Origin of the sequence: Aureibaculum koreense (genome assembly GCF_034296135.1) — a bacterium.
In the GTDB taxonomy this organism is placed as follows: domain Bacteria; phylum Bacteroidota; class Bacteroidia; order Flavobacteriales; family Flavobacteriaceae; genus Aureibaculum.
In genome coordinates this window covers 36,767-57,800 of record NZ_JAXKVV010000008.1, presented here as the reverse complement: position 1 = coordinate 57,800, position 21,034 = coordinate 36,767, and the positions used below count along the sequence as shown (strand labels likewise).

The window sequence follows — 21,034 nt, the reverse complement described above, 5'->3', positions numbered from 1 at the left end:
CAAAAATTCAATGACTCACATTCCATATTTGAAGTATTTTCCATTGGTATTTCTATGTTTACTATTGCTTAACAATTGTAAAAAACCTAATTCTAAAGGAGTTAGCAGTAGTCAAGATTTCTGCGAAACCATCCATAGAAATGATTCTATAAGTCTTTCTAAAGAACTCGAAGATATATCGGCAGAAATGCAAAGTAAAACGGGCGTGTATGTTTTGGAAGATGGTGGTGGTTCTTTGATTACACGTGCTTGGCTGACAGATTACGCCGAAAAAACCATTGATATACAATATTTTATTTTTTCAACTGACAATGTTGGCTTAATAGCTTGCGATTATTTGGTCAGAGCAGCGGATCGTGGTGTAAAAGTGCGGATTTTGGTTGACGATATTATGGTCGATGCCGAGTTGGAAGATATATTAATGATGGATAGCCATAAGAATATCAGTATTAGAGTTTACAACCCTGGGGTTAATTTGGGTAAAAGTATTGTGAGCAAGCTCAAAAAGTTTGCCACCGATTTTAGAACAGCCAATTTGCGAATGCATAATAAAACGTTTGTTGTGGACGGTAAAGTAGTAATTACTGGCGGACGAAATATTGCGGATGAGTATTTTGACTACGACCACGAATATAATTTTAGGGATAGGGATGTACTTTTGCTCGGTAAAATAGCTCCAAAAGTAGAACAATCTTTTGAGCAATTTTGGAACAATGATCTAAGTGTACCTATTCAAGACTTAGCAGATAAACTACCAGAAAATTTTGATGACCCTAACCGATTTGAAAGATTGCACCAATATGCCTGTAATCCTGAAAATTTTTGGCCACAGATAAGAACACAGATTGAAAATTTACCTCACGCTTTTAAAAGCATAAAAGAATCTGGTGATTTAGTGTGGACAAGTGAAGTAGAATTTATATCAGATGCACCAGGAAAAAATGACGGCTCCGAAGGCTTGGGCGGTGGCGGTTATACTACCGATGCTTTAATAAAATTGGTTAAAAATGCTAGGTCATCCATTGATATTCAAACACCATATTTAATTACTACTGAATTAAGCCGAAATTTGTTTAAAGATGCAATTAAGCGTGGTGTAAAAATTAGAATCTTAACCAACAGTTTGGCTTCAACAGATAATTTAGAGGCATTTAGCGGTTACCAACGTGATAGAAATGCACTATTAAAAACCGGGGTAGAAATCTATGAGTTTAAACCAGATGCAGAAGAGCGATTTAAAATAATGACAGGTGAGTTACAGGCAAAGCTAGATTTTAAACCTATTTTTGGTTTGCATTCAAAATCTATGGTGGTTGATGGTGAAACTACTGTAATTGGAACTTTTAATTTAGACCCCAGAAGTGCCAACCTGAATACAGAATGCTTGGCAATTATCCGCGATAAAAAAGTGACCGAAGGCGTTTTAAAAGGTATGGAAATAGAATTTCAACCAGAGAACTCTTGGCAAACCACATTAGACTTTAACCCTGATAGTGAAGTTAAAACATTAAAACGAATTAAGGCTTGGACAAGAAAAATTGTACCTAAAGAAATATTATAAAATTAACTGTATATCCATAATCAGTAACAATATAGCGTAACGTCATGCTGTCCCGAAAGCTCTCGGGATCGTTTCAGCATCTCACAATTATTTGACATAAAGCTATTTGTAATGCGACCCTGAAACTCCCGACGCTTCGGGACAGGGTGACGAATCGATTATGTCACATTCCTGACAATCAGATAAAATTATTATTCAGTTTTTGAATAATCTTTATAAATAGCATCTTTAAACACTTTCCAATGAGCTTCGGTCATACGTTCTGGGGTAAATAAACAAATGCCTTTTGCTCCGTTAATCATGGATTGTTCAATGGCATCAACCATTTCATCAGGCGAAAGACCATGGTTTTCAGGATCTGGATGTTCAGCTTTTTTACCCGGAAAAGGTGTGATGAACAAACCACTATAAATTGGCTTTTCACCATTTACCGAAGCTACTTCTTCCTTTACCATTTCTCCCACCCATTTTGCATCTTCCAAATAAAAATCATTATAGTTCATTGGGAAAATCTCGTCTAAATTCCATTTGTTCCACTCTTGCCTTACCAAATTTTTAGCAATAGTTGGCCCAGGGAAAACCGCGGCATTTATTTTTTTTCCTTTTTTGTGTACTACTTCGGCCAATCTATTTACCATATTCGTAATCAAATCGTAACGAAATTGTTTCCACTCTTGCACCTCAGTAGGATCTTCTACTTCTTTAATGTCTATACCAGACTTTTCTTTAAAATCGGCAACACATTTATCACAATAACAATAATCGTATTTGGGATATTCTTTATCCATCACCAAATCGTACTTTTCCCACAGTCCCCTGGCTAAAATAACATCTGGAAAACGGATATAATCCAAATGAATGGCATCTACATATTCGACTTCCGCTACCTTACCATACAAATCCGCCAAAAAGTTAAAAACCTCTTCCCTATTTGGACACAAAAACGTGTAATGTTTTACGTAAACGGGTTTATCGAAAGCTGATTCTCCCAGCCTATTGACACCAAACAATACTGAATCTAACTTTTCGCTTGGGTTCTGTCTCATTGTTGGTATCCAAGTATGGAACTCCATGCCCAAATCTTTTGCTATTTTACCCACACGTTTATAGGTATCGGGATTATGTCCGCCATTGTACATTAACCCATCTATTCCTTTTGCTTTAAAATCTTTAAATTTCTCGATTAATTCTTCATCGGTTGCATCATCTGGCCCGCTGGTCCAGCCGTAAACGGGAATCTTTTCTTTTGGAGTACAAGAAATTAGTACTAAAGCTAAAATTAGAAACGAAATTATTTTGTTCATGGTTGATTATTTTATATTGAGAGCCTAAAGATATAAAACTTTAGGGTATATTTTAAGATCAGATGAAGCAACTATTTAAAAAAACAACATCTAAAAAATAAAAATCAACTTATTATGAATCGCTTTTTAGTATTTGTACTAGCCCTATTAATTCTTCTTTCCTGTACTAAAGAACAAGATGTTTTTTTAAAAAACCCTGAATTAATAGGTAAATGGAAACTGATCGAACAACTGGCTGACCCTGGTGATGGTAGTGGCACTTTTATGCCTGTTGAAAGTTATAGAACTGTTGAGTTTTTTAAGAACGGAAAGGTTGTTTCCAATGGCTCGTTATGTGACTTTAGTTCAAGTTCCGATAACTATAGTGAAGGCATTTTTAATGATGTCAAACAAACTATTCGAACAACAAGTTGCGAAAATGAAGGTTCAGAAATTATATATGAACTTAAAAATTCTGAATTAATTTTTTATTATTTATGTATTGAAGGTTGTGCTCAAAAATTTGAAAAAATAAGTAATTAAGATGAAAACGTTTAGAATACAATTAATATTTCTTATTTTAAGCATTGGCTTTAATTTAAACGCTCAAGAAAACAGTAAGGAAATACCTAAACCGACCAACCAATCTACTAAAAAAATAAAAGTCGGTTTATTTTATTCTTATGATAAAAATTTGAGCGATAAAGATTATACTTTTGTCAAATACGAGGGATATTCTATAGATTATAACAAACCCAATTATAGTTTAGGGGCTGAAATCGAATTCAGCTTAAATCCCAAATTTTCAATTCAATCGGGAGTTACCTATACCAATAGAGATTTTACCGGAACCTATTATTGTGCTGTTTGCGATTTTATTGTGGCTCCCCAACCTGAGGATATAAATCAACAATTTTTAGAAATACCATTATCTGCCAAGTATTATTTTATACCTAAAAAAGTTTTATTATTTACCGAGGTGGGCCTTGTAAATCAATTTATTATAAAAAACGAATTAAACGAAAACAATTATAATATAAGTGCTAAAATAGGTTTGGGGATTGGTTATCAATTTAACAACCATTTTAGCATTGAAGTAGCAACAGATTACCAAAATGGGATTTCCAATTTATATAAAAACTCTAACTTTAAACAGCAAATTTTAGGTTTTAAAGTTGGCATTAAAAAAGAGCTATGACTTTATAAAATTAACCTGTTGTGCATTTTGATAAAATTCTGTCAGTTCGATTTCTATGACGTGACCAAACGATTTTGATAAATAGTTTGATTCAAAATGTACAATAGGTAAAATTAAATTTATTAAATTAGAATCTTAAATTTGTAGTATGCGTTTTTATATCTTATTTATTGGTCTTTTTTATATCTCTACTATTTTCGCTCAAGATTCCAATACCATTACATTCTATGCAAAAGATTCAGTGGTTATTACCGCTGACACTTATTTTATAGAAGATGTTCCACCCACGGTTCTATTATGCCACCAAGCCGGATATAGTCGTGGTGAATATATTAATACAGCAAAAAAATTAAATGAACTAGGTTTTTCTTGCATGGCTATAGACCAGCGTTCAGGTAAAAGAGTAAATGGAATTATTAATCAAACTGCCATTGATGCCGACAGTAAATTAAGAAACGTAGGTTATGCTGGTGCCAAACAAGATGTTGAGGCTGCCATTGATTACTTATATAACATGAACGGTAACCAACCCCTTATTTTGGTAGGTAGCTCCTACTCCGCTTCATTGGCATTATGGATTGGCAGTGAAAACGATAAAATTAAAACCGTGGTCGCTTTTAGCCCAGGTGAGTACTTAAAGGGTATCAATTTGGCGGAAACAATTAAACCTTTAAAAATACCGGTATTTGTTACTTCTTCAAAAAGAGAGATTACACCAGTTGAAAAATTGGTAAGTAAGGTCAAGCCCGATTTGGTAACACAATATAAGCCCAAGGTAAAAGGCTTTCATGGTTCTAAAGCTCTTTGGGATAAAAACGAAGGGCATCAAAAATACTGGGATGCCTTTAAAGCATTTTTGCTTGAACAAAAATAAGTTTACAGCAACTCTAACACTCTTTCCAAAGCCATACTTCTCGAAGCTTTTATCAGTAACGTAGAATTTGAAATTTTTAAATTTGAAAAATGTTCTTTAAAATCCTCAAAGGATTTAAAAAGCATAATATTTTTATTTAAGCTAGAACATTTATAAAAATTTTCACCTATTAAATATGCTTTGTCAATTGAGAGTTTAGCAATTGTATCAATAATGTTCTGATGCTCGTATTTGGTAGTCTCCCCTAATTCAAACATATCTCCCAATATGGCAATTTTAGAGTTATCGGTTAAGCCCGACAGGTTTTCCAATGCCACTTGCATACTAGAAGGATTGGCATTATAAGCATCTAAAATAATTTTATTTGAATTTTGTAAAATAATCTGAGAGCGATTGTTGCTCGGTGCATAATTTTTAATTGCATCTCTACTATCTTCATCTTTTATTTTAAAATAACTACCTATAGCCAAAGCCGCCGCAATATTGTTATAGTTATATGCACCTATTAACTGGCTTTTAACAATTGTATTATTAAATTTAAGGTGAACAAATGGTTTGGCCTCCACAAAATTTATTGTGATATTAGAATTTTTACCCCCAAATGTAATTCTATCTATTTTTTCGGTTTTTTCTAATTGCAGTTGGTCGTTTGCATTTACAAAGGCTATTTTATTATTATTTTCTAAATAATTATATAATTCCGATTTACCCTCAATAACTCCTTCAATACTGCCAAAACCTTCTAAATGAGCTTTTCCAAAATTAGTGATGTAACCATAATCGGGTTGGCAGATATTACTTAAAAATTCTATCTCCTTTAAATGATTAGCTCCCATTTCCACGATTCCAATCTCGGTTTCAGGTGTCATGGAAAGCAGAGTTAAAGGCACACCAATATGATTGTTTAAATTTCCCCTTGTTGCTGTAGTTTTATATTTTTTTGAAAGCACCGCATTTATTAATTCTTTTGTGGTGGTTTTACCATTGCTCCCAGTTAGGCCAATAATAGGTATGTTGAGTTCTTTTCTGTGAAAAGTTGCCAATTTCTGCAACGTTTCCAAAACATCATTTACCAAAATACAATTGTTATTAGTTTGATAAATCGCTTCGTCAATAATAGCGTAAGAAGCTCCTTTTTTTATAGCATCTTTAGCAAATTTATTACCATTAAAATTATCGCCTTTTAAAGCAAAAAACAGACAATCCTTCTCAATTTTTCTGGTATCTGTAGATACTCGATAGGTCTGTTTATAGAGTTTATAGAGTTCGGATATGTTCATTGGCTAAAACTAAAAAAAAACTCAATACGAAATGTATTGAGTTTTAATTATTTATTTCCTCACCCAAAACTACCTAAAAAGGTAGTTTTGACCTCTCCAAAGGAAAGGTGAAAATGAAATCCGAGGCTAAAAAGCCTCGGAAAACATTTGAAGTTTATTATCGTCTTGGTTCTTTACGTCTTCTTTTATAAGACATGGCACCTAATTTGTCAGTTGCACATCTAAAGCCAATATAGTTTGTTGCCATATATTCTGGTAAATATCTACGTTGTGCAGGGTCTAACCAATAAGCTCTGTCTTTCCAAGAACCACCTTTATATACTCTAGATTCGTCACTGATTAAAGTGTTTCTCTTTTTCGTATCATACTGCTGAATAATCAACCCACTTTCTCCAATTTGTTTTGGGGTTTGTGGCGAATTGTACATTCTAGGAGTATTTTCCATATCTTCTTCATCTTGATAATAATTTCTGGTTGAAGCCAAATCTCCATCATTGATAGCAATATTGTCTGCCTTTTCGTAATTAGGTCTCATAAAAGCATCACGCTTGGTAATTGGTACATATTTAATACTTCCAGGTAAATCTTTTGGTACAATCTTACCATTATCTAAAGTATCAAATTCTATACTGTTATAATCAACTACCACTACTTTACCTTCTTCGTCAATCAAAGGCTTTTTAAATACATTACCTCTAAAATAATTAAAGTCGTTAGCTTCGTTATCAACTATTGGTCTATAAACATCTGCCACCCATTCTGCAACATTACCGGACATATCATATAAACCGAAAGCATTAGCATCGTAAGATTTTACTTTAATTGTAATATCGGCACCATCATTACTCCATCCAGCTAAACCACTGTAATCTCCTTTACCTTGTTTAAAGTTTGCCAATTGATCTCCACCTCTTCTTCTTGATTCATCTCTTGTAGATGAACCGTTCCAAGAATATTTTTTTCTTCCTCTAATAGTATTGTATTCTCTATTTTCTATTTCGGCTTTTGCAGCGTACTCCCATTCAGCTTCGGTAGGCAGTCTAAAACGTTGAGTTAACAAGCCATCAGAAGTTTTTACATGGCGACCAGTAAAACCTTGATCAGAATTTCTTGATCTTCTATCTCTCCTTGATGATTTTTCGCCATCGTCACTTGACTCGTCAACATCTGAATTCCCAGCATCATCTTCTGCCCTTCTTTCTTTTCGGCTTTTCTTTTTCGATTTCTGTTGATTAGGATCTGGCAAACCTCTACCATAAATATCTTCATTACCTTCAAATAATAAATCAGGATTTGCTAAATACGTACCCGTATCAAATCTATTTTTACCTTCTACGGTAACTGAGTCCATATCAAATAAAGATTTAAGTACACCTTTATCCATTAATATTTTTTCGTTTACCCTATCGGTTCTCCATTTACAATATTCCGTAGCTTGCAACCAAGATACACCTACTACAGGGTAGTCTGCATAAGAAGGATGACGCAAATAAGCTTCAGATAATAGTTCGTTAAAGCCTAAGGCATCTCTCCAAACTAACGTATCTGGCAAAGCTGCCTGATAGATTTTTCTGTAATTATCATCAGCAGGAGGATATACCTTTTCTAAATATTGTAAATAAAACAAATATTCTAAGTTTGTAACCTCAGCTTCGTCCATATAAAATGAACGTACTTGTTGTTTTGTTGGTGTAGTATTCCAGTCGAACATTACATCATCTTGTACACTACCCATGGTAAACGTACCTCCTTCTATAAGTACCATTCCAGGTGGTACTTTTTGTCCAGAATAATTAGTGTTAGCTGTAAAACCGCCATAAGTTGGATCGTTAAATTTCCAACCTGTAAGTTCAGAATGTGTTCTGGACTTTTTGCCACAAGCTATTAAAGTAGCTGCTACTAGTACTGTTAACAAAACTTTGTTTCCGATATACCTTCTCATATTTAAACTTCTTAATTTATTTATTTTGAGTTGAATCTTCGGCATTAGGGGTCTAATTTTTGGACACATTATGCCTATTAATGCTAGTATAACGATAGTTTTATTTCTTTATTATATGTTGTGTATAAAAAACAATGTTAATTCTGTTAAATTTGTGGGCATCTAAAATAAACCCTTAGTACGAGCTATCTGATGTTTAATTTCAATTAATGCTTTAGATAAAATAAGTATGATTAACTTGCGTTCCATTTAATATATTCAATATCTCATTCCAGTTGAAAAAAATTGTTACCTACTTAGTACACCTATTATATATAGTTCCTTTCTTTGTTTTCTCGCAAAACACTGAAAGAAATGTTGCTTTTAAACAAAAATCCTTTTCTACCATAAAAAATTCTGTCCTCTCTCAAGGCACATGGTATAAATTTGCTGTTGATACTACTGGTATTTTTAAAATTGACAGGTCATTTTTACAAAGTTTGGGGTTAAATATTAATGATATAAACCCAAAAAACATCCGAATTTTTGGCAATGGTGGACAATTATTACCTCAATTAAATAGTGATTTTAGGTACGACGGACTTCAAGAAAATGCCATTTTTGTAGAAGGCGAAGATGATAATAGTTTTGATAGTAACGACTATATACTCTTCTATGCCAAAGGAACAGAGGGTTGGAATATAGTTCCATCGCAACCCGATCAATCAAGACACATTAATAATATATATTCTGATAGAGCCTATTATTTTTTATCTGTTGATAATGGCACGGGCAAACGCATAACAAATGCAAATGAAATCTCAGCAAGTGCTACACAAACTACCACCATCTATAATGATTATGAGGTTATTGAAAACGATAATACCAATTTATTTGCCAACGGTCAACAATGGTTTGGCAAAGACTTAAGTTTTGAAAATACGACAACCAAAATATTTCAATTTGAAAACCTAGATGCTTCAAAGCCTATATCTATAAGGGTTAGGGCCGTGGCAATATCTTCTACACCCTCATCATTGGAAGTTAAGGTGAACGGTCAAAATGTAATGACTATTAGTTTGCCTGCGGTGCCTTCCACTCCCGGAAACTTAACTTTGGCAATCCCTAGAGAGAATATACAAAGTGCAACTGTAAACAATTCAACCATAGAAGTTGAAGTTACCTACAATAATAATGGAAACCCTTCAGCCAAAGCATACTTAGATTATATTGAAATAATAGGTGTTAAAAAATTAATTGCAAATGGCAATCAGTTTGCTTTTAGGAGTTTTGATACTGCTTCCAACACCTCGTTATTCAATTATCAAATTGAAAACGCTAACAATATCCATCAAGTTTGGAATGTAACCGACCACATCAATCCGCAAATTATTACAAACCAATCCTCTTCGGGTAACTTTAGCTTTAAATCTTACGGCGGTTCAGTTCAAGAATTTATCGTATTGAACGAAAACGATTATTATACTCCTGAATTAATTGAGCAAAGTAAAATTACCAATCAGAACCTACATAGTTTAAAGGATATTGATTATGTAATCATTACACAAGATTATTTAATGACTGAAGCTGAGCGTTTGGCCGAATATCACAGGGCAAATTCCAATTTAACGGTTCAAATTATCAATTTAGATCATATTTATAACGAATTTAGTTCGGGTTCGCACGATTTAACTGCAATTCGCGATTTTGTAAGGCACTTATACCTAAATGCCTCTACCGAAGAAAGTCGGATTAAATATGTTTGTTTATTTGGTGATGCCTCTTATGATTTTAAGGACAGGATCAATGACAACAATAACATTGTCCCGTCATTTCAATCTTTTGAAAGTTTTGACTTGGCCAGGTCTTATGTTACAGATGATTATTACGGCATGATGGATGAAAATGAAGGAAACTTAAGCAATTCAGATAAGCAAGATGTTGCCACAGGAAGATTCCCCATTACAACTTTGGCAGAAGCCAAAGCTACAGTTGACAAAACATTAAATTATTATAAGGCTGAGTCTTTTGGAGATTGGCGTAACAGAATCGCTTTGGTAGCTGATGACCCAGATGTGGCAAGTGAATTTGTACTGCAAGAAACCGTGGAAAAGATGGCAGATACCATTAAAAACAGACGTCCTATCTTTAATTTGACAAAAATCTATGCCGATGCCTATGTCCAAGAAACTTCTGCTGGTGGCGAACGCTACCCCGATGTAAACGAGGCAATAAACAATGCCGTTGAAACGGGTTCTTTAGTTATCAATTATTTTGGACATGGCGGCGAAGATGGTTGGGCAAATGAACGTATTTTGGAAGTCCCTGAAATAAAGAATTGGAACAACCCTAATACATTACCTTTATTTATAACCGTTACTTGTGAGTTTTCTAAATTTGACAATCCGTTAAGACCAACGGCAGGCGAATTCGTCTTTTTAAACCCCAATGGCGGAGCCACAAGTTTAATTACTACAACACGTGAAATTTTTATCAGTGTAGGGCAGCGTTTTAATGACATCTTAACTAAGAAACTATTCGGATTTAATGGTGAGGATTACACTATTTCTGAAGCCATGATGGCCATGAAAAACGATCCTACTTCGCCAAATACAAGCCAACGCTTATTTGTTTTCTATTTAGGTGATCCGGCTATGAAATTGGCACGACCAAAACCAAGTATCAAACTCACCAAAATGAACGGGCAAGACATTGCATCTGTCACTGACACTTTAAAGGCCTTGTCAAAAATTAAGTTAGAAGGTGTGGTTACAGATGCTGCAGGAAATAGTCTCACAGATTTTAACGGAGAATTGTCAGCAACTATTTTTGATAAATCTGTTGACCGAATAACCTTGGACAATAATAATTTTGGTAATAAATTAACTTTCGATGCTATTGAAAGCAAAATTTTTAGAGGTAGGGCATCTGTAAAGAATGGAGTTTTTAGTTTTGATTTTATTGTGCCAAAAGATATCAGAATTGCCTATGGAAAATCTAAAATTAGCTTGTATGCGGATAATTCGATAATTGACAAAGGCGGTGTAAATCAAGAGGTTATAATTGGTGGTATAGACGAAAACGCACCTGAAGATAATGTTGGCCCTACTGTTCAACTTTTTATGGATGACGAATCTTTTGTAGATGGCGGCAACACCAGTGAATCTCCACATTTAATTGCTGTACTGGAAGATGCTTCGGGCATAAATACGTCAATTACCGCAGTGGATCATGATATTGTTGCAGTTTTAGATGGAGATCAAGCCAATCCGTATATCTTAAATGATTTTTACGAAACGGAATTGGACGACTTTACCAAAGGTAAAGTTAAGTTTCCATTTCGCAATTTAGAACCAGGTTTACATACTATAAATTTTAAAGTTTGGGATACGTACAATAATTCATCAGAAGCTACGTTAAATTTTGTTGTAGTAGATAACAGCGATTTGGTATTGAGCAATGTTCTAAATTATCCTAATCCTTTTATAAATTATACAGAGTTTTGGTTTAATCATAACAAACCAAATGAACCCTTAGAGGTTCAAGTACAGATTTTTACGGTTTCTGGTAAACTAATTAAAACTATTAACCAAAACGTACAATCTGAAAATCTATCTCGTTCAATTTCTTGGAATGGTTTAGATGACTTTGGTAATAAAATTGGAAAAGGGGTTTACATCTATAAGCTCAATGTAAAATCGACACTAACAAATACTAAAAACGAAAAATTTGAAAAACTTGTCATTTTACAGTAAAGTCAAAACGTTCAAAACCCCTAACTCAACGATTCTAATGAAAAATTTCTTTTTGCTAATAGTAGCACTCATAAGCTTGGATGTAGTTCACGCACAAGAAGAACCTAACCCAATAACAACAGCTGCTCCGTTCTTAACGATTGTACCTGATGCTCGTGCTGGTGGTATGGGCGATATTGGTGTAGCCACCAAACCCGATGCCAATTCTCAGCATCACAATCCTGCAAAATTTGCTTTTGGAGAATATCAATTTTCTGCTGGTGTTAATTATACTCCTTGGTTACGTAATTTAACCAATGATGTGTTTGTAAGTAGCATAGGTTTTTCTAACAAAATTAACGAGCAAAGTGCTTGGGCTGCAAGTTTAAAATATTTTTCTTTAGGTACAATAGATTTAACTGATACTGGTGGAAATGCTATTGGAACTGAAAATCCAAACGAATTGTCTTTTGACGGTTCTTACTCCTTAAAACTAAATGAAACTTTCGCATTGGCGGTTGGTGTTCGTTATATCCGTTCTGATTTTGCTTTGAGGGTTGAAAATTCCGATTTAAAAACGGTAAATACCTTTGCTGTTGATGTTGCTGGTTATTATCAGTCTCCTGAGAAAAACTATGGTAATTTCAACGGTATTTGGAGAGGTGGGTTTAATCTTTCAAACATAGGACCTAAAGTTACCTTGACCGAAGGCGGTAGAGAAAGTTTTATACCAACCAATTTAAAATTAGGTGGTGGATTTGAATTTATATTAGATGATATGAATTCCGTAACCGCCAACCTAGAGTTTAATAAATTATTAGTGCCAACTCCACCTATTAGAGATGAACAAACTGGTGAGATTATCGACGGAAAAGATGATGATGTAGGGTTTTTACCAGGTATGTTCCAATCTTTTGGTGATGCTCCAAACGGTTTTAGCGAAGAACTTAAAGAATTTACTTGGGCATTGGGTGCGGAATATATGTATGATAATACTTTAGGCCTACGCCTCGGATACTTTAATGAAAATGATTTAAAAGGAGCCCGTAAATATTTTACACTAGGAGCAGGATTCAAATTTAAAAGTTTAAATCTGGACATGTCTTATTTAATAAATTCTTCTGATGTTAATAATCCTTTAGAAAATACATTGCGTTTTTCTTTAACTTTCAATTTTGGAGATCTTTACGATTTTTAAGATTCTCTCAAATAGTACAAATTAAAAAATCATTTTAGTATTTTAGCTAAAATGATTTTTTTTATCCCCTAACTGTAGCTTCTTATGCAAAAAATCGAAAGTACAACTGAATATACCGTTTATAATACAATCGATGAATTAGATTCGGTCATTAAAAACTTAATGAATTCGGCAATTGAAGCTAGAGGAAATGCTTATGCACCATATTCAAATTTTAACGTAGGTGCTGCTATTTTATTAGATAACAATCAGGTTGTTGTAGGTAATAACCAAGAAAATGCGGCTTTCCCTTCTGGTTTGTGTGCGGAACGAGTCGCCATATATAATGCTGGAGCAAACTATCCACAAAATAAAATCAAAATCATTGCTATTTCAGCAGCTTCTGCAAAGCATAAAGTCAATAAGCCCGTTGGGCCTTGTGGTGCATGCCGACAAAGCATAGCAGAATATGAAAACAAACAAAAACAAGCGATTGAAATTTATTTTATGGGAGAAGTTGGGCAAATTGTCAAAGTAAATTCTTTGAAAGATTTGCTGCCTTTTGGATTTGATGGAAGTCTTCTTTAAATATAATTTCACATTCATGCAAGACATTAAAAACAGAAAAGATATTCATTTTTTAATTAGTGAGTTTTATAAGAAATTACTTTCAGATGATTTAGTACATCATTTTTTTGAGGATATCATAGAACAAAATCATCTAGAAGAACATTTAGAAGTAATTACCGATTTTTGGAACGGGATTTTATTTAATACTACTGATTATAATCGGAATGCCATGCAACCACATCTTGATTTAAATAAGAAAAAGCCTTTTAAAAACGAACATTTTAAAAGGTGGTTAAAACATTTTACAACTTCAATTGACGAAAATTTTAAAGGTGAAAAAGCGGAAATGGCAAAAACAAGGGCTTTATCTATCGCAACAATTATGGAGATAAAAATGATTAACGTAAAATAAAAAGAACCTTTTAACAAATATTATAGAGTATATTAGATTATCTTAGCTGACGGAAAATACACTTAAGACCTTACTTCACATGAATTCTGTCATTACCGGAACAGGTAGCTACATACCAACAATAATCAAAAAAAATATTGATTTTATCAATGAACGTTTTTATGATGCCAATAATGAACCATTTGAAGCCTCAAATGCTGTTATCATTGAAAAATTCAAAGCTATTACGGGTATAGAGGAAAGACGTTATGTAAAAGATAATATGGATTCTTCTACCATAGCTACTTATGCTGCCCAAAAAGCAATTGAAGATGCTGGAACTGATCCGGAGGAATTGGATTATATTATTCTGGCTCAAAATTTTGGAGATATAAAAAAGGAGACGATCCAGACAGATATTTTGCCAAGTTTAGCAGCAAGGGTTAAGCACAATTTAAAAATAAAAAACCCAGACTGTATAGCGTATGATATCATTTTTGGTTGTCCGGGATGGGTACAAGGTGTTATCCAAGCCGATATTTTTATAAAAGCCGGGGAGGCAAAAAAATGTTTGGTTATTGGTTCCGAAACATTATCTAGAGTTTTGGACATGCACGACAGAGATTCAATGATTTATTCGGATGGTGCGGGGGCTTGTATTGTAGAAGCTAAAGAAAATAGTACATCAAAGATTTTAAGTCATGCAGCAGCATCACACACTTTTGATGAAGCTAATTATTTATTTTTGGGCAAATCCAATATCCCTAATACCGATCCTGGGGTTAGATATATTAAAATGCACGGTCGTAAAATATATGAGTTTGCTTTGAATAATGTTCCATTGGCTATGAAAAAAGCGTTGGATAAAAGTGGTGTCTCCATAAAAGAGGTAAAAAAAGTATTTATCCATCAAGCCAATGAAAAAATGGACGAGGCTATAATAAAACGTTTTTTTAGATTATATAAAACTACTGAACCAGAACATGTAATGCCAATGAGCATTCATAAATTAGGGAATAGTTCAGTGGCTACAGTACCTACTCTTTTTGACATGGTAATTAGAGGTCAACTTGAAAATCATAAGTTGAGCAAAGGAGATGTTGTTTTATTGGCTTCCGTAGGTGCAGGTATGAATTGTAACACATTGGTTTATAGGTACTAAATAAAAAAACCACCTTACGACTCTCTAAACGTAAAGTGGCTTTTCAAGAAACTTAACTTAAAAACTATAATTAAGATTTTGGAAGTAAAACATGGTTAATAACATGAATTACACCGTTAGATTGGTTAACATCTGCAATGGTTACTTTAGCACTATTTCCCATTTCATCAGTAAGATATAATTTTGAACCTTTCATCCAAGCTGTTAATTTTCCACCAGCAACAGTTTCAATTTCTGCTTTTCCTTTATTATCCTTTATCATTTTCATAATTGCATTTGCGTTCCATTTTCCCGCTACAACATGATATTTTAAAATTGATTGTAGTTTTGTTTTATTTTCAGGTTTAACTAACGTTTCAACTGTACCTTTGGGTAACTTATCAAAAGCCTTGTTGGTTGGGGCAAAAACCGTAAAAGGGCCATCGCTCATTAGCACATCTACAAGTTCAGCCGCTTTAACCGCCGACACTAAGGTGGTATGGTCTTTAGAATTCATGGCATTTTCTACAATATTTTTTGATGGATACATTTCAGCACCGCCAACCATTTTAGTATCTTCCATTTTGTTTTTTTGTGCAAAACTGCTAATTGAGATAAACATAACAGCAATAAGTGTGACTTTAAATAGATTTGACATTTTCATAATTTTATTTTTTAATTAGTGATTAATAATTTGTTGTTCATCTATACTTACGGAATTTTAAAGTCTATGGTTTTTTATTTTCTATATTTTTTTTAGTACTGTTAAAATGAAATGGATAATTTCTTATAAATTAGCCCTATGTTGAAAATCTATATTATAGGAATTTGTATTTTAATTATTGCTATACTGGCCAATGCCATTATTGTAAAAGTTGGATTAAAATCTTGGTACGATTTTATTGAATTGTTAAGCCAATCGGGTACGGAAGCTTTTAATAAACTTTCTATTTTAGATTATTTGTGGCTGTTTATTGGTTATCCTCTGATATTAGGTTTGGGTTATCTAATTGGGTTAAAAATTTATAATCTTATTTTTTAAAATTTTACTTTCATGAAAAACATATTTCTTATTGTATTAATTCTTTTTGGGCTTCAGTCGTGGTCTCAGAATACTGAAAAACAACTCAATAAAGTGCAACTTGAACAAATTGAACGTGGATATGGAATGTTTATCCATTTTGGAATTAACACTTTTAATGAAACAGAATGGTCCGATGGTACCCTACCCGTATCATCATATAACCCTACAGCATTGGATTGTGACCAATGGATAAAAATAGCAAAAGAGGCTGGCTTTAGATATGTTATTTTAGTAACAAAACATCATGATGGATTTTCTCTTTGGGATAGTAAATTTACAGATTACGATGTGGCTTCCTCGCCTGTAAAAACCGATATTGTTGGAGAAGTTGCTAAGGCGTGTAAAAAATATGGATTAAAATTGGGCTTGTACTATTCTTTATGGGACAGGCATGAACCTTCCTATTCTAATATGAAAAAGTATGGCAAATACATGAAAAATCAGCTCACAGAGCTAATGACCAATTATGGTGATATATGCGAGTTATGGTTTGATGGAGGTTGGGATAAAAAAGACGAGGAATGGAACCTGCCTTATATATACCAATATGTAAAAAAGATGCAACCGAATTGTCTTATTACTGTAAATCACACCATTGGAAAACCTGAAAATCGCAGTAAAATAAGACAACCTGTAAACTATCAATATGGCGATCCGATTAGGTATTTCCCTGTCGATTTTCGTATCAAAGATCCCAATTTGGCAAGATGGGACGATCCTAAATTTTATGAATATAACGGTAAAATGTATCGCTTGCCTTTTGAGCATACCCTATGTTTGTCTGATAGATGGAATTGGTTTCAAAAAAGTAAAGTATTGGCTGCACGCCCTTTAGACGAACTAGAAGAACTTTTTTATTGGTGTACCTCCAATAATAACATTATGATTTTAAACGTGCCACCGGACACTGAAGGAAAGATAAAAACACACGAAAAAGTTAGAATTTTAGAACTTGCTGATAGATTAGGTATAAGAGGTGGAGAAAATCCACTACCTTCAGGTTATTCAAATATGACTTTTAATAAAAAAATTGAAGCAACTTCATGGAAAGGTACAAATACTGCAAATAAAGCAAATGATTATAGTTTAGAAACTTTTTGGACCGCAAAGGACACCGTTGCAACCTTAACGATTGATTTTGAAGAAAAAATAACGTTTGATAGAATAAGTATTTTTGAAAATGCTAAAATGAAAGATTTAGGTGATTTTTTCTCAAAAATTAGAATATTTAGTGTTACCGAATACGAATTACAAAATTTTGATAAAGGCAAATGGGAAACATTTTACGTCGGTGATAAACTAGGAGCATGCAAAATAATTGACCTACCCATGCAAATGGAAGCCGAGAAAATAAGATTAAAAATTGTAAACGGAACGGATATTCCCTCTATAAGTCACTTCGCCGTTTCCAAAAAATCTACAAAAGGTCTTCGAACTTTTAAGAATTAGTAATGTGTTCTACTTATATATAACTTTATTCTTCCAAAACCTCTTCAATCACCTTGCCGGTATTTGCATTGGGGAAGGTAATTTCCAGTAAATTCGATATGGTTGGGGCAATGTCAACAATATTTATATGGCTTTTGCTTGATCCATTTTTTATGCCTTTTCCATAAAAAATAATAGGTACGTGCGTGTCGTAATTATAACCCGACCCATGCGTAGAACCTGTTTTGGAATAACTTATGGTCGCAGGGTTTGGTACCAACAATACATCACCAGAAAATTTTTGATTGTAACCGTTTTGCAACAAATGTAAAACACCTTCTGTAAAATTAGTAGTTTGCATAGTACGGGCAGTAAGTGCCTTATAAACGCCTTCGTAATTAATAACTTCATCTGCTAAATTTTGAGCGATTTCACTAGCGTCAAGTTTCAACTCTTTTACTTTTTCTTTATTTAAAAAGATTTGAAAATTAGAAAAATTTTCAATCAAATCTCCTGATTTATACCGCTCTAAAAGATAGGCATTCACTTTTTCCTTGAAGCTCATGTTATCAAAATAGCCAGAAGGAATGTTCAATGTCTGTAAATACGAAGGCACTTGCACCGCTGCATGATCGGCAGTTAAAAATAAGGTGTAATTGCCTACACCAACTTTTTCATCTAAAAAATTAAAAAATGAGGCTAAATCTTTATCCAATCTTAAATAAGTATCTTCTATTTCTTTAGAATCCACACCAAATTGATGGCCCACATAATCTGTACTAGAAAAACTGACAGCTAAAAAGTCGGTTACATTTTCTGTTTGCCCTAAGTTTTCACCAATAATGGCAGCTTCGGCAAAATCTTTTACAATGGTATTTCCATAAGGTACGGCTTTTAGAATGTCGTAATTGCCGTTATCTTTTTTTAACTTTTTTAAATCATACGGAAAAGTTGGCGTTTCCTTGCCTTTAAATAATCCTTCAAACTTATTGTCGTCCTCTATACTTTCGGTATACGTATTAATATCATATAGCGTATTCCATGTAGAATTTACATATTCTTTAGCTTTACCGTTTTTATTAAAATCTTGCACCCATTGTGGCAACTCATCCATATAATAAGAACTGGTAATAAACTTACCTTCGTCCTTTCCCTGAAACCAATAAGAACCATCAGCGGCATGACCTGCGGGTAAAATTGCCGATCTGTCTTTTATACTTAAACCTATAACTTTACCTTTTCTGTTTTGTGCCATTTTAAGCTCATCGCCAATAGTGGTCGATAACATCCTACGTGGTGATTTCCTTCCCCCATCTTCTGCTCCAATACTTTTAAAGTCGCCATCATCTACACAGTAAATATACTTTTTCTCATATTTTTGATACCAATTATTTCCAATTATGCCATGATATTTTGGTGTTGTTCCCGTATATATAGAAGTATGGCCAACAGCAGTATAAGTGGGTATATAATTATAATGTGCATTTTCGCAATTAAAACCATCATTGATTATTCGTTTAAAACCATCATTTCCATATTTATTGTAAAAACGTGTTAAATAATCGTAACGCATTTGGTCAACAACAATACCAACAACCAATTTGGGCCGATCAATATCTAGAGATGCACTGGCAAACTTTGGTTGACTTACAACAGATGTTTGAGAAAAACAAGAGGTAAATAATGTTAAAGCAATCAAAAAGGATACTAATTTGTTCATGACAAGATTTTATATTAATATCAAAATTAAGGCTTTTTTTACATTTAATATTATATTTTTGGGTTTTGATTATAATATTAATGTTAACTAATTTTCAATAACCGAAACGTACAATTTGATCAACTACTTTAAATATATTGGCAAGTACTTTATCATGCTAAAAGAGGTTTTTAAAAGACCTCAAAAAGGATCTATTTTTAGAGAATCTATTTTTAAGGAAATTGAAGATCTGGGTATCAATTCAATCGGTATAGTTGCGTTTATCTCTTTCTTTGTTGGCGGTGTTGTGGTTATACAAACTGCATTAAATTTAGAAAACCCTCTAACCCCAAAATACTTGATCGGATATGCCTCAAGGGAATCTTTAATTTTAGAATTTTCCCCTACCTTAATTTCTATTATTTTGGCAGGTAAAGTAGGGTCTTATATTACTTCTAGTATAGGCACAATGCGGGTTACGGAACAAATTGATGCCTTGGAAGTAATGGGGATGAACTCCTTAAATTATTTAGTACTACCAAAAATTATCGCCAATGTTTTCTTTTATCCTTTTGTTATTATTATTAGTATTTCATTAGGTATTTTTGGTGGATGGGTGGCCGGAAATTTAACGGGCTTGGTGAGTTCTGCCGATTATGTTATGGGTATTAGAAGTGATTTTGAGCCTTTTCACTTGGTTTATTCTATGATTAAAACTTCGGTTTTTGCTTTTGTTATTGCTACCGTACCCGCTTACCATGGCTATTATGTTAATGGTGGAGCAATTGAAGTAGGGAATGCAAGTACACGTGCCGTTGTGTGGACAAGTATTGTAATTATAGTATTGAATTATTTTCTAACACAAATGTTACTGGGCAAATGATAGAGGTGAACAATTTATATAAGGAATTTGATGGCACACCAGTATTAAAAGGCATAAATGCTACTTTTGAAAACGGAAAAACTAGTTTGGTCATTGGTACAAGTGGTTCAGGAAAAACGGTATTCTTAAAATGTATGTTGGGTCTGCTTTATCCCGAAAAAGGCGATATTAGTTATGATGGCAATATCTATAATGAAATGAGCGATGATGTAAAACGTGACCTGAAAAAAGATATTGGAATGGTTTTTCAAGGCAGTGCATTGTTCGATAGTTCTACCGTTGAGGAAAATGTAATGTTTCCTTTAAAAATGTTTACCAATCAACCTTATGCTGAAAGGATGGAACGCGTTAATTTTGTATTAAATAGGGTTAATTTGGAAAATGCCAATAAAAAATTCCCTGCCGAACTTTCGGGAGGTATGCAAAAAAGGGTAGCCATAGCAAGGGCTATTGTAATGAATCCTAAATATTTATTTTGTGATGAACCCAATTCAGGATTAGATCCGAGAACTTCAACCGTAATTGATAATTTAATTCAAGAAATTACACAAGAATACAACATAACCACCATTATCAACAGCCATGATATGAATTCCGTGATGGAAATTGGAGAAAAAATTATTTTGTTGAAAGATGGTGTTAAGGCTTGGGAAGGAACTAGCGATGAAGTATTCAGAACCGATAATGAAGACCTTACCAATTTTGTATATTCATCAAACTTGTTTAAAAAAGTACGTCAGGCACAGTTGAGAGAAAAGGGTTTGTAGTTTTTAGAGGTTAGACAAAAAATCGATTTTATTTTTTATTTTG

The 21,034-nt window shown here is 33.5% G+C and carries 18 protein-coding genes; 13 read left to right on the top strand and 5 right to left on the bottom strand.

Annotation, left to right across the window (positions count from 1 at the left end; translation table 11 throughout):
* Positions 1–10: 10 nt before the first annotated feature.
* Positions 11–1,561 carry a phospholipase D family protein gene (locus tag UMM65_RS09195; protein ID WP_321976211.1) on the top strand — a complete coding sequence of 517 codons (1,551 nt, stop codon included), beginning with the start codon at positions 11–13 and terminating at the stop codon, positions 1,559–1,561.
* Between the two features lie 191 nt (positions 1,562–1,752).
* Here the strand turns inward: UMM65_RS09195 and UMM65_RS09190 are convergent, their stop codons facing one another.
* Positions 1,753–2,865 carry a glycoside hydrolase family 10 protein gene (locus UMM65_RS09190; protein ID WP_321976210.1) on the bottom strand — a complete coding sequence of 371 codons (1,113 nt, stop codon included), beginning with the start codon at positions 2,863–2,865 and terminating at the stop codon, positions 1,753–1,755.
* 114 nt (positions 2,866–2,979) lie between these two features.
* Between UMM65_RS09190 and UMM65_RS09185 the strand changes: the two genes are divergently transcribed.
* The 3 genes from UMM65_RS09185 (at position 2,980) to UMM65_RS09175 (ending at position 4,916) form a co-directional block, all read left to right on the top strand.
* Entirely contained in the window at positions 2,980–3,387 is a 408-nt protein-coding gene (locus UMM65_RS09185) for a hypothetical protein (RefSeq protein WP_321976209.1), read from the top strand.
* Between the two features lies 1 nt (position 3,388).
* Positions 3,389–4,042 carry an outer membrane beta-barrel protein gene (locus tag UMM65_RS09180; protein WP_321976208.1) on the top strand — a complete coding sequence of 218 codons (654 nt, stop codon included), beginning with the start codon at positions 3,389–3,391 and terminating at the stop codon, positions 4,040–4,042.
* Between the two features lie 148 nt (positions 4,043–4,190).
* Positions 4,191–4,916, top strand: coding sequence for a serine aminopeptidase domain-containing protein (locus UMM65_RS09175; RefSeq protein WP_321976207.1), 726 nt, complete (start codon positions 4,191–4,193; stop codon positions 4,914–4,916).
* A 2-nt stretch (positions 4,917–4,918) separates the two neighbouring features.
* On the opposite strand, the gene UMM65_RS09170 is transcribed toward UMM65_RS09175, so the two are convergent.
* Entirely contained in the window at positions 4,919–6,196 is a 1,278-nt protein-coding gene (locus UMM65_RS09170) for a UDP-N-acetylmuramoyl-tripeptide--D-alanyl-D-alanine ligase (protein WP_321976206.1), read from the bottom strand.
* Positions 6,197–6,353: 157 nt separating this feature from the next.
* Positions 6,354–8,138, bottom strand: coding sequence for a gliding motility lipoprotein GldJ (gene gldJ / locus UMM65_RS09165; RefSeq protein ID WP_321976205.1), 1,785 nt, complete (start codon positions 8,136–8,138; stop codon positions 6,354–6,356).
* A 275-nt stretch (positions 8,139–8,413) separates the two neighbouring features.
* Here gldJ and porU point away from each other — a divergent pair, with 275 nt between their 5' ends.
* From porU to UMM65_RS09140, 5 genes are all read left to right on the top strand, one after another.
* Positions 8,414–11,872 carry a type IX secretion system sortase PorU gene (gene porU, locus UMM65_RS09160; protein ID WP_321976204.1) on the top strand — a complete coding sequence of 1,153 codons (3,459 nt, stop codon included), beginning with the start codon at positions 8,414–8,416 and terminating at the stop codon, positions 11,870–11,872.
* A gap of 37 nt (positions 11,873–11,909) precedes the next feature.
* Entirely contained in the window at positions 11,910–13,049 is a 1,140-nt protein-coding gene (porV, locus tag UMM65_RS09155; protein ID WP_321976203.1) for a type IX secretion system outer membrane channel protein PorV, read from the top strand.
* 84 nt (positions 13,050–13,133) lie between these two features.
* Positions 13,134–13,616, top strand: coding sequence for a cytidine deaminase (cdd, locus tag UMM65_RS09150; RefSeq protein ID WP_321976202.1), 483 nt, complete (start codon positions 13,134–13,136; stop codon positions 13,614–13,616).
* A 16-nt stretch (positions 13,617–13,632) separates the two neighbouring features.
* Positions 13,633–14,010, top strand: a complete 378-nt coding sequence (locus UMM65_RS09145; protein ID WP_321976201.1) for a group III truncated hemoglobin — start codon at positions 13,633–13,635, stop codon at positions 14,008–14,010.
* Between the two features lie 79 nt (positions 14,011–14,089).
* On the top strand, positions 14,090–15,151 hold the full coding sequence (locus UMM65_RS09140; RefSeq protein WP_321976200.1) for a 3-oxoacyl-ACP synthase III family protein: 1,062 nt from the start codon (positions 14,090–14,092) through the stop codon (positions 15,149–15,151).
* Positions 15,152–15,221: 70 nt separating this feature from the next.
* On the opposite strand, the gene UMM65_RS09135 is transcribed toward UMM65_RS09140, so the two are convergent.
* Complete coding sequence (locus tag UMM65_RS09135) at positions 15,222–15,794, bottom strand: fasciclin domain-containing protein (protein WP_321976199.1); 573 nt, start codon at positions 15,792–15,794, stop codon at positions 15,222–15,224.
* A gap of 138 nt (positions 15,795–15,932) precedes the next feature.
* Here UMM65_RS09135 and UMM65_RS09130 point away from each other — a divergent pair, with 138 nt between their 5' ends.
* A complete protein-coding gene (locus UMM65_RS09130; RefSeq protein ID WP_321976198.1) occupies positions 15,933–16,172 on the top strand; it encodes a DUF7672 family protein in 240 nt (79 codons plus the stop codon).
* Positions 16,173–16,184: 12 nt separating this feature from the next.
* Positions 16,185–17,663, top strand: a complete 1,479-nt coding sequence (locus UMM65_RS09125) for an alpha-L-fucosidase (RefSeq protein WP_321976197.1) — start codon at positions 16,185–16,187, stop codon at positions 17,661–17,663.
* A gap of 25 nt (positions 17,664–17,688) precedes the next feature.
* Here the strand turns inward: UMM65_RS09125 and pafA are convergent, their stop codons facing one another.
* Complete coding sequence (gene pafA, locus UMM65_RS09120) at positions 17,689–19,362, bottom strand: alkaline phosphatase PafA (RefSeq protein ID WP_321976196.1); 1,674 nt, start codon at positions 19,360–19,362, stop codon at positions 17,689–17,691.
* A gap of 154 nt (positions 19,363–19,516) precedes the next feature.
* On the opposite strand from pafA, the gene UMM65_RS09115 reads away from it, so the two are divergent.
* The gene (locus UMM65_RS09115; protein ID WP_321976195.1) at positions 19,517–20,224 is read left to right on the top strand and encodes an MlaE family ABC transporter permease; all 708 of its coding nucleotides are present in this window, start codon (positions 19,517–19,519) and stop codon (positions 20,222–20,224) included.
* On the top strand, positions 20,221–20,991 hold the full coding sequence (locus tag UMM65_RS09110; RefSeq protein ID WP_321976194.1) for an ABC transporter ATP-binding protein: 771 nt from the start codon (positions 20,221–20,223) through the stop codon (positions 20,989–20,991). Before UMM65_RS09115 ends, UMM65_RS09110 begins: the two co-directional genes overlap by 4 nt.
* The last annotated feature ends 43 nt before the right edge of the window (positions 20,992–21,034 follow it).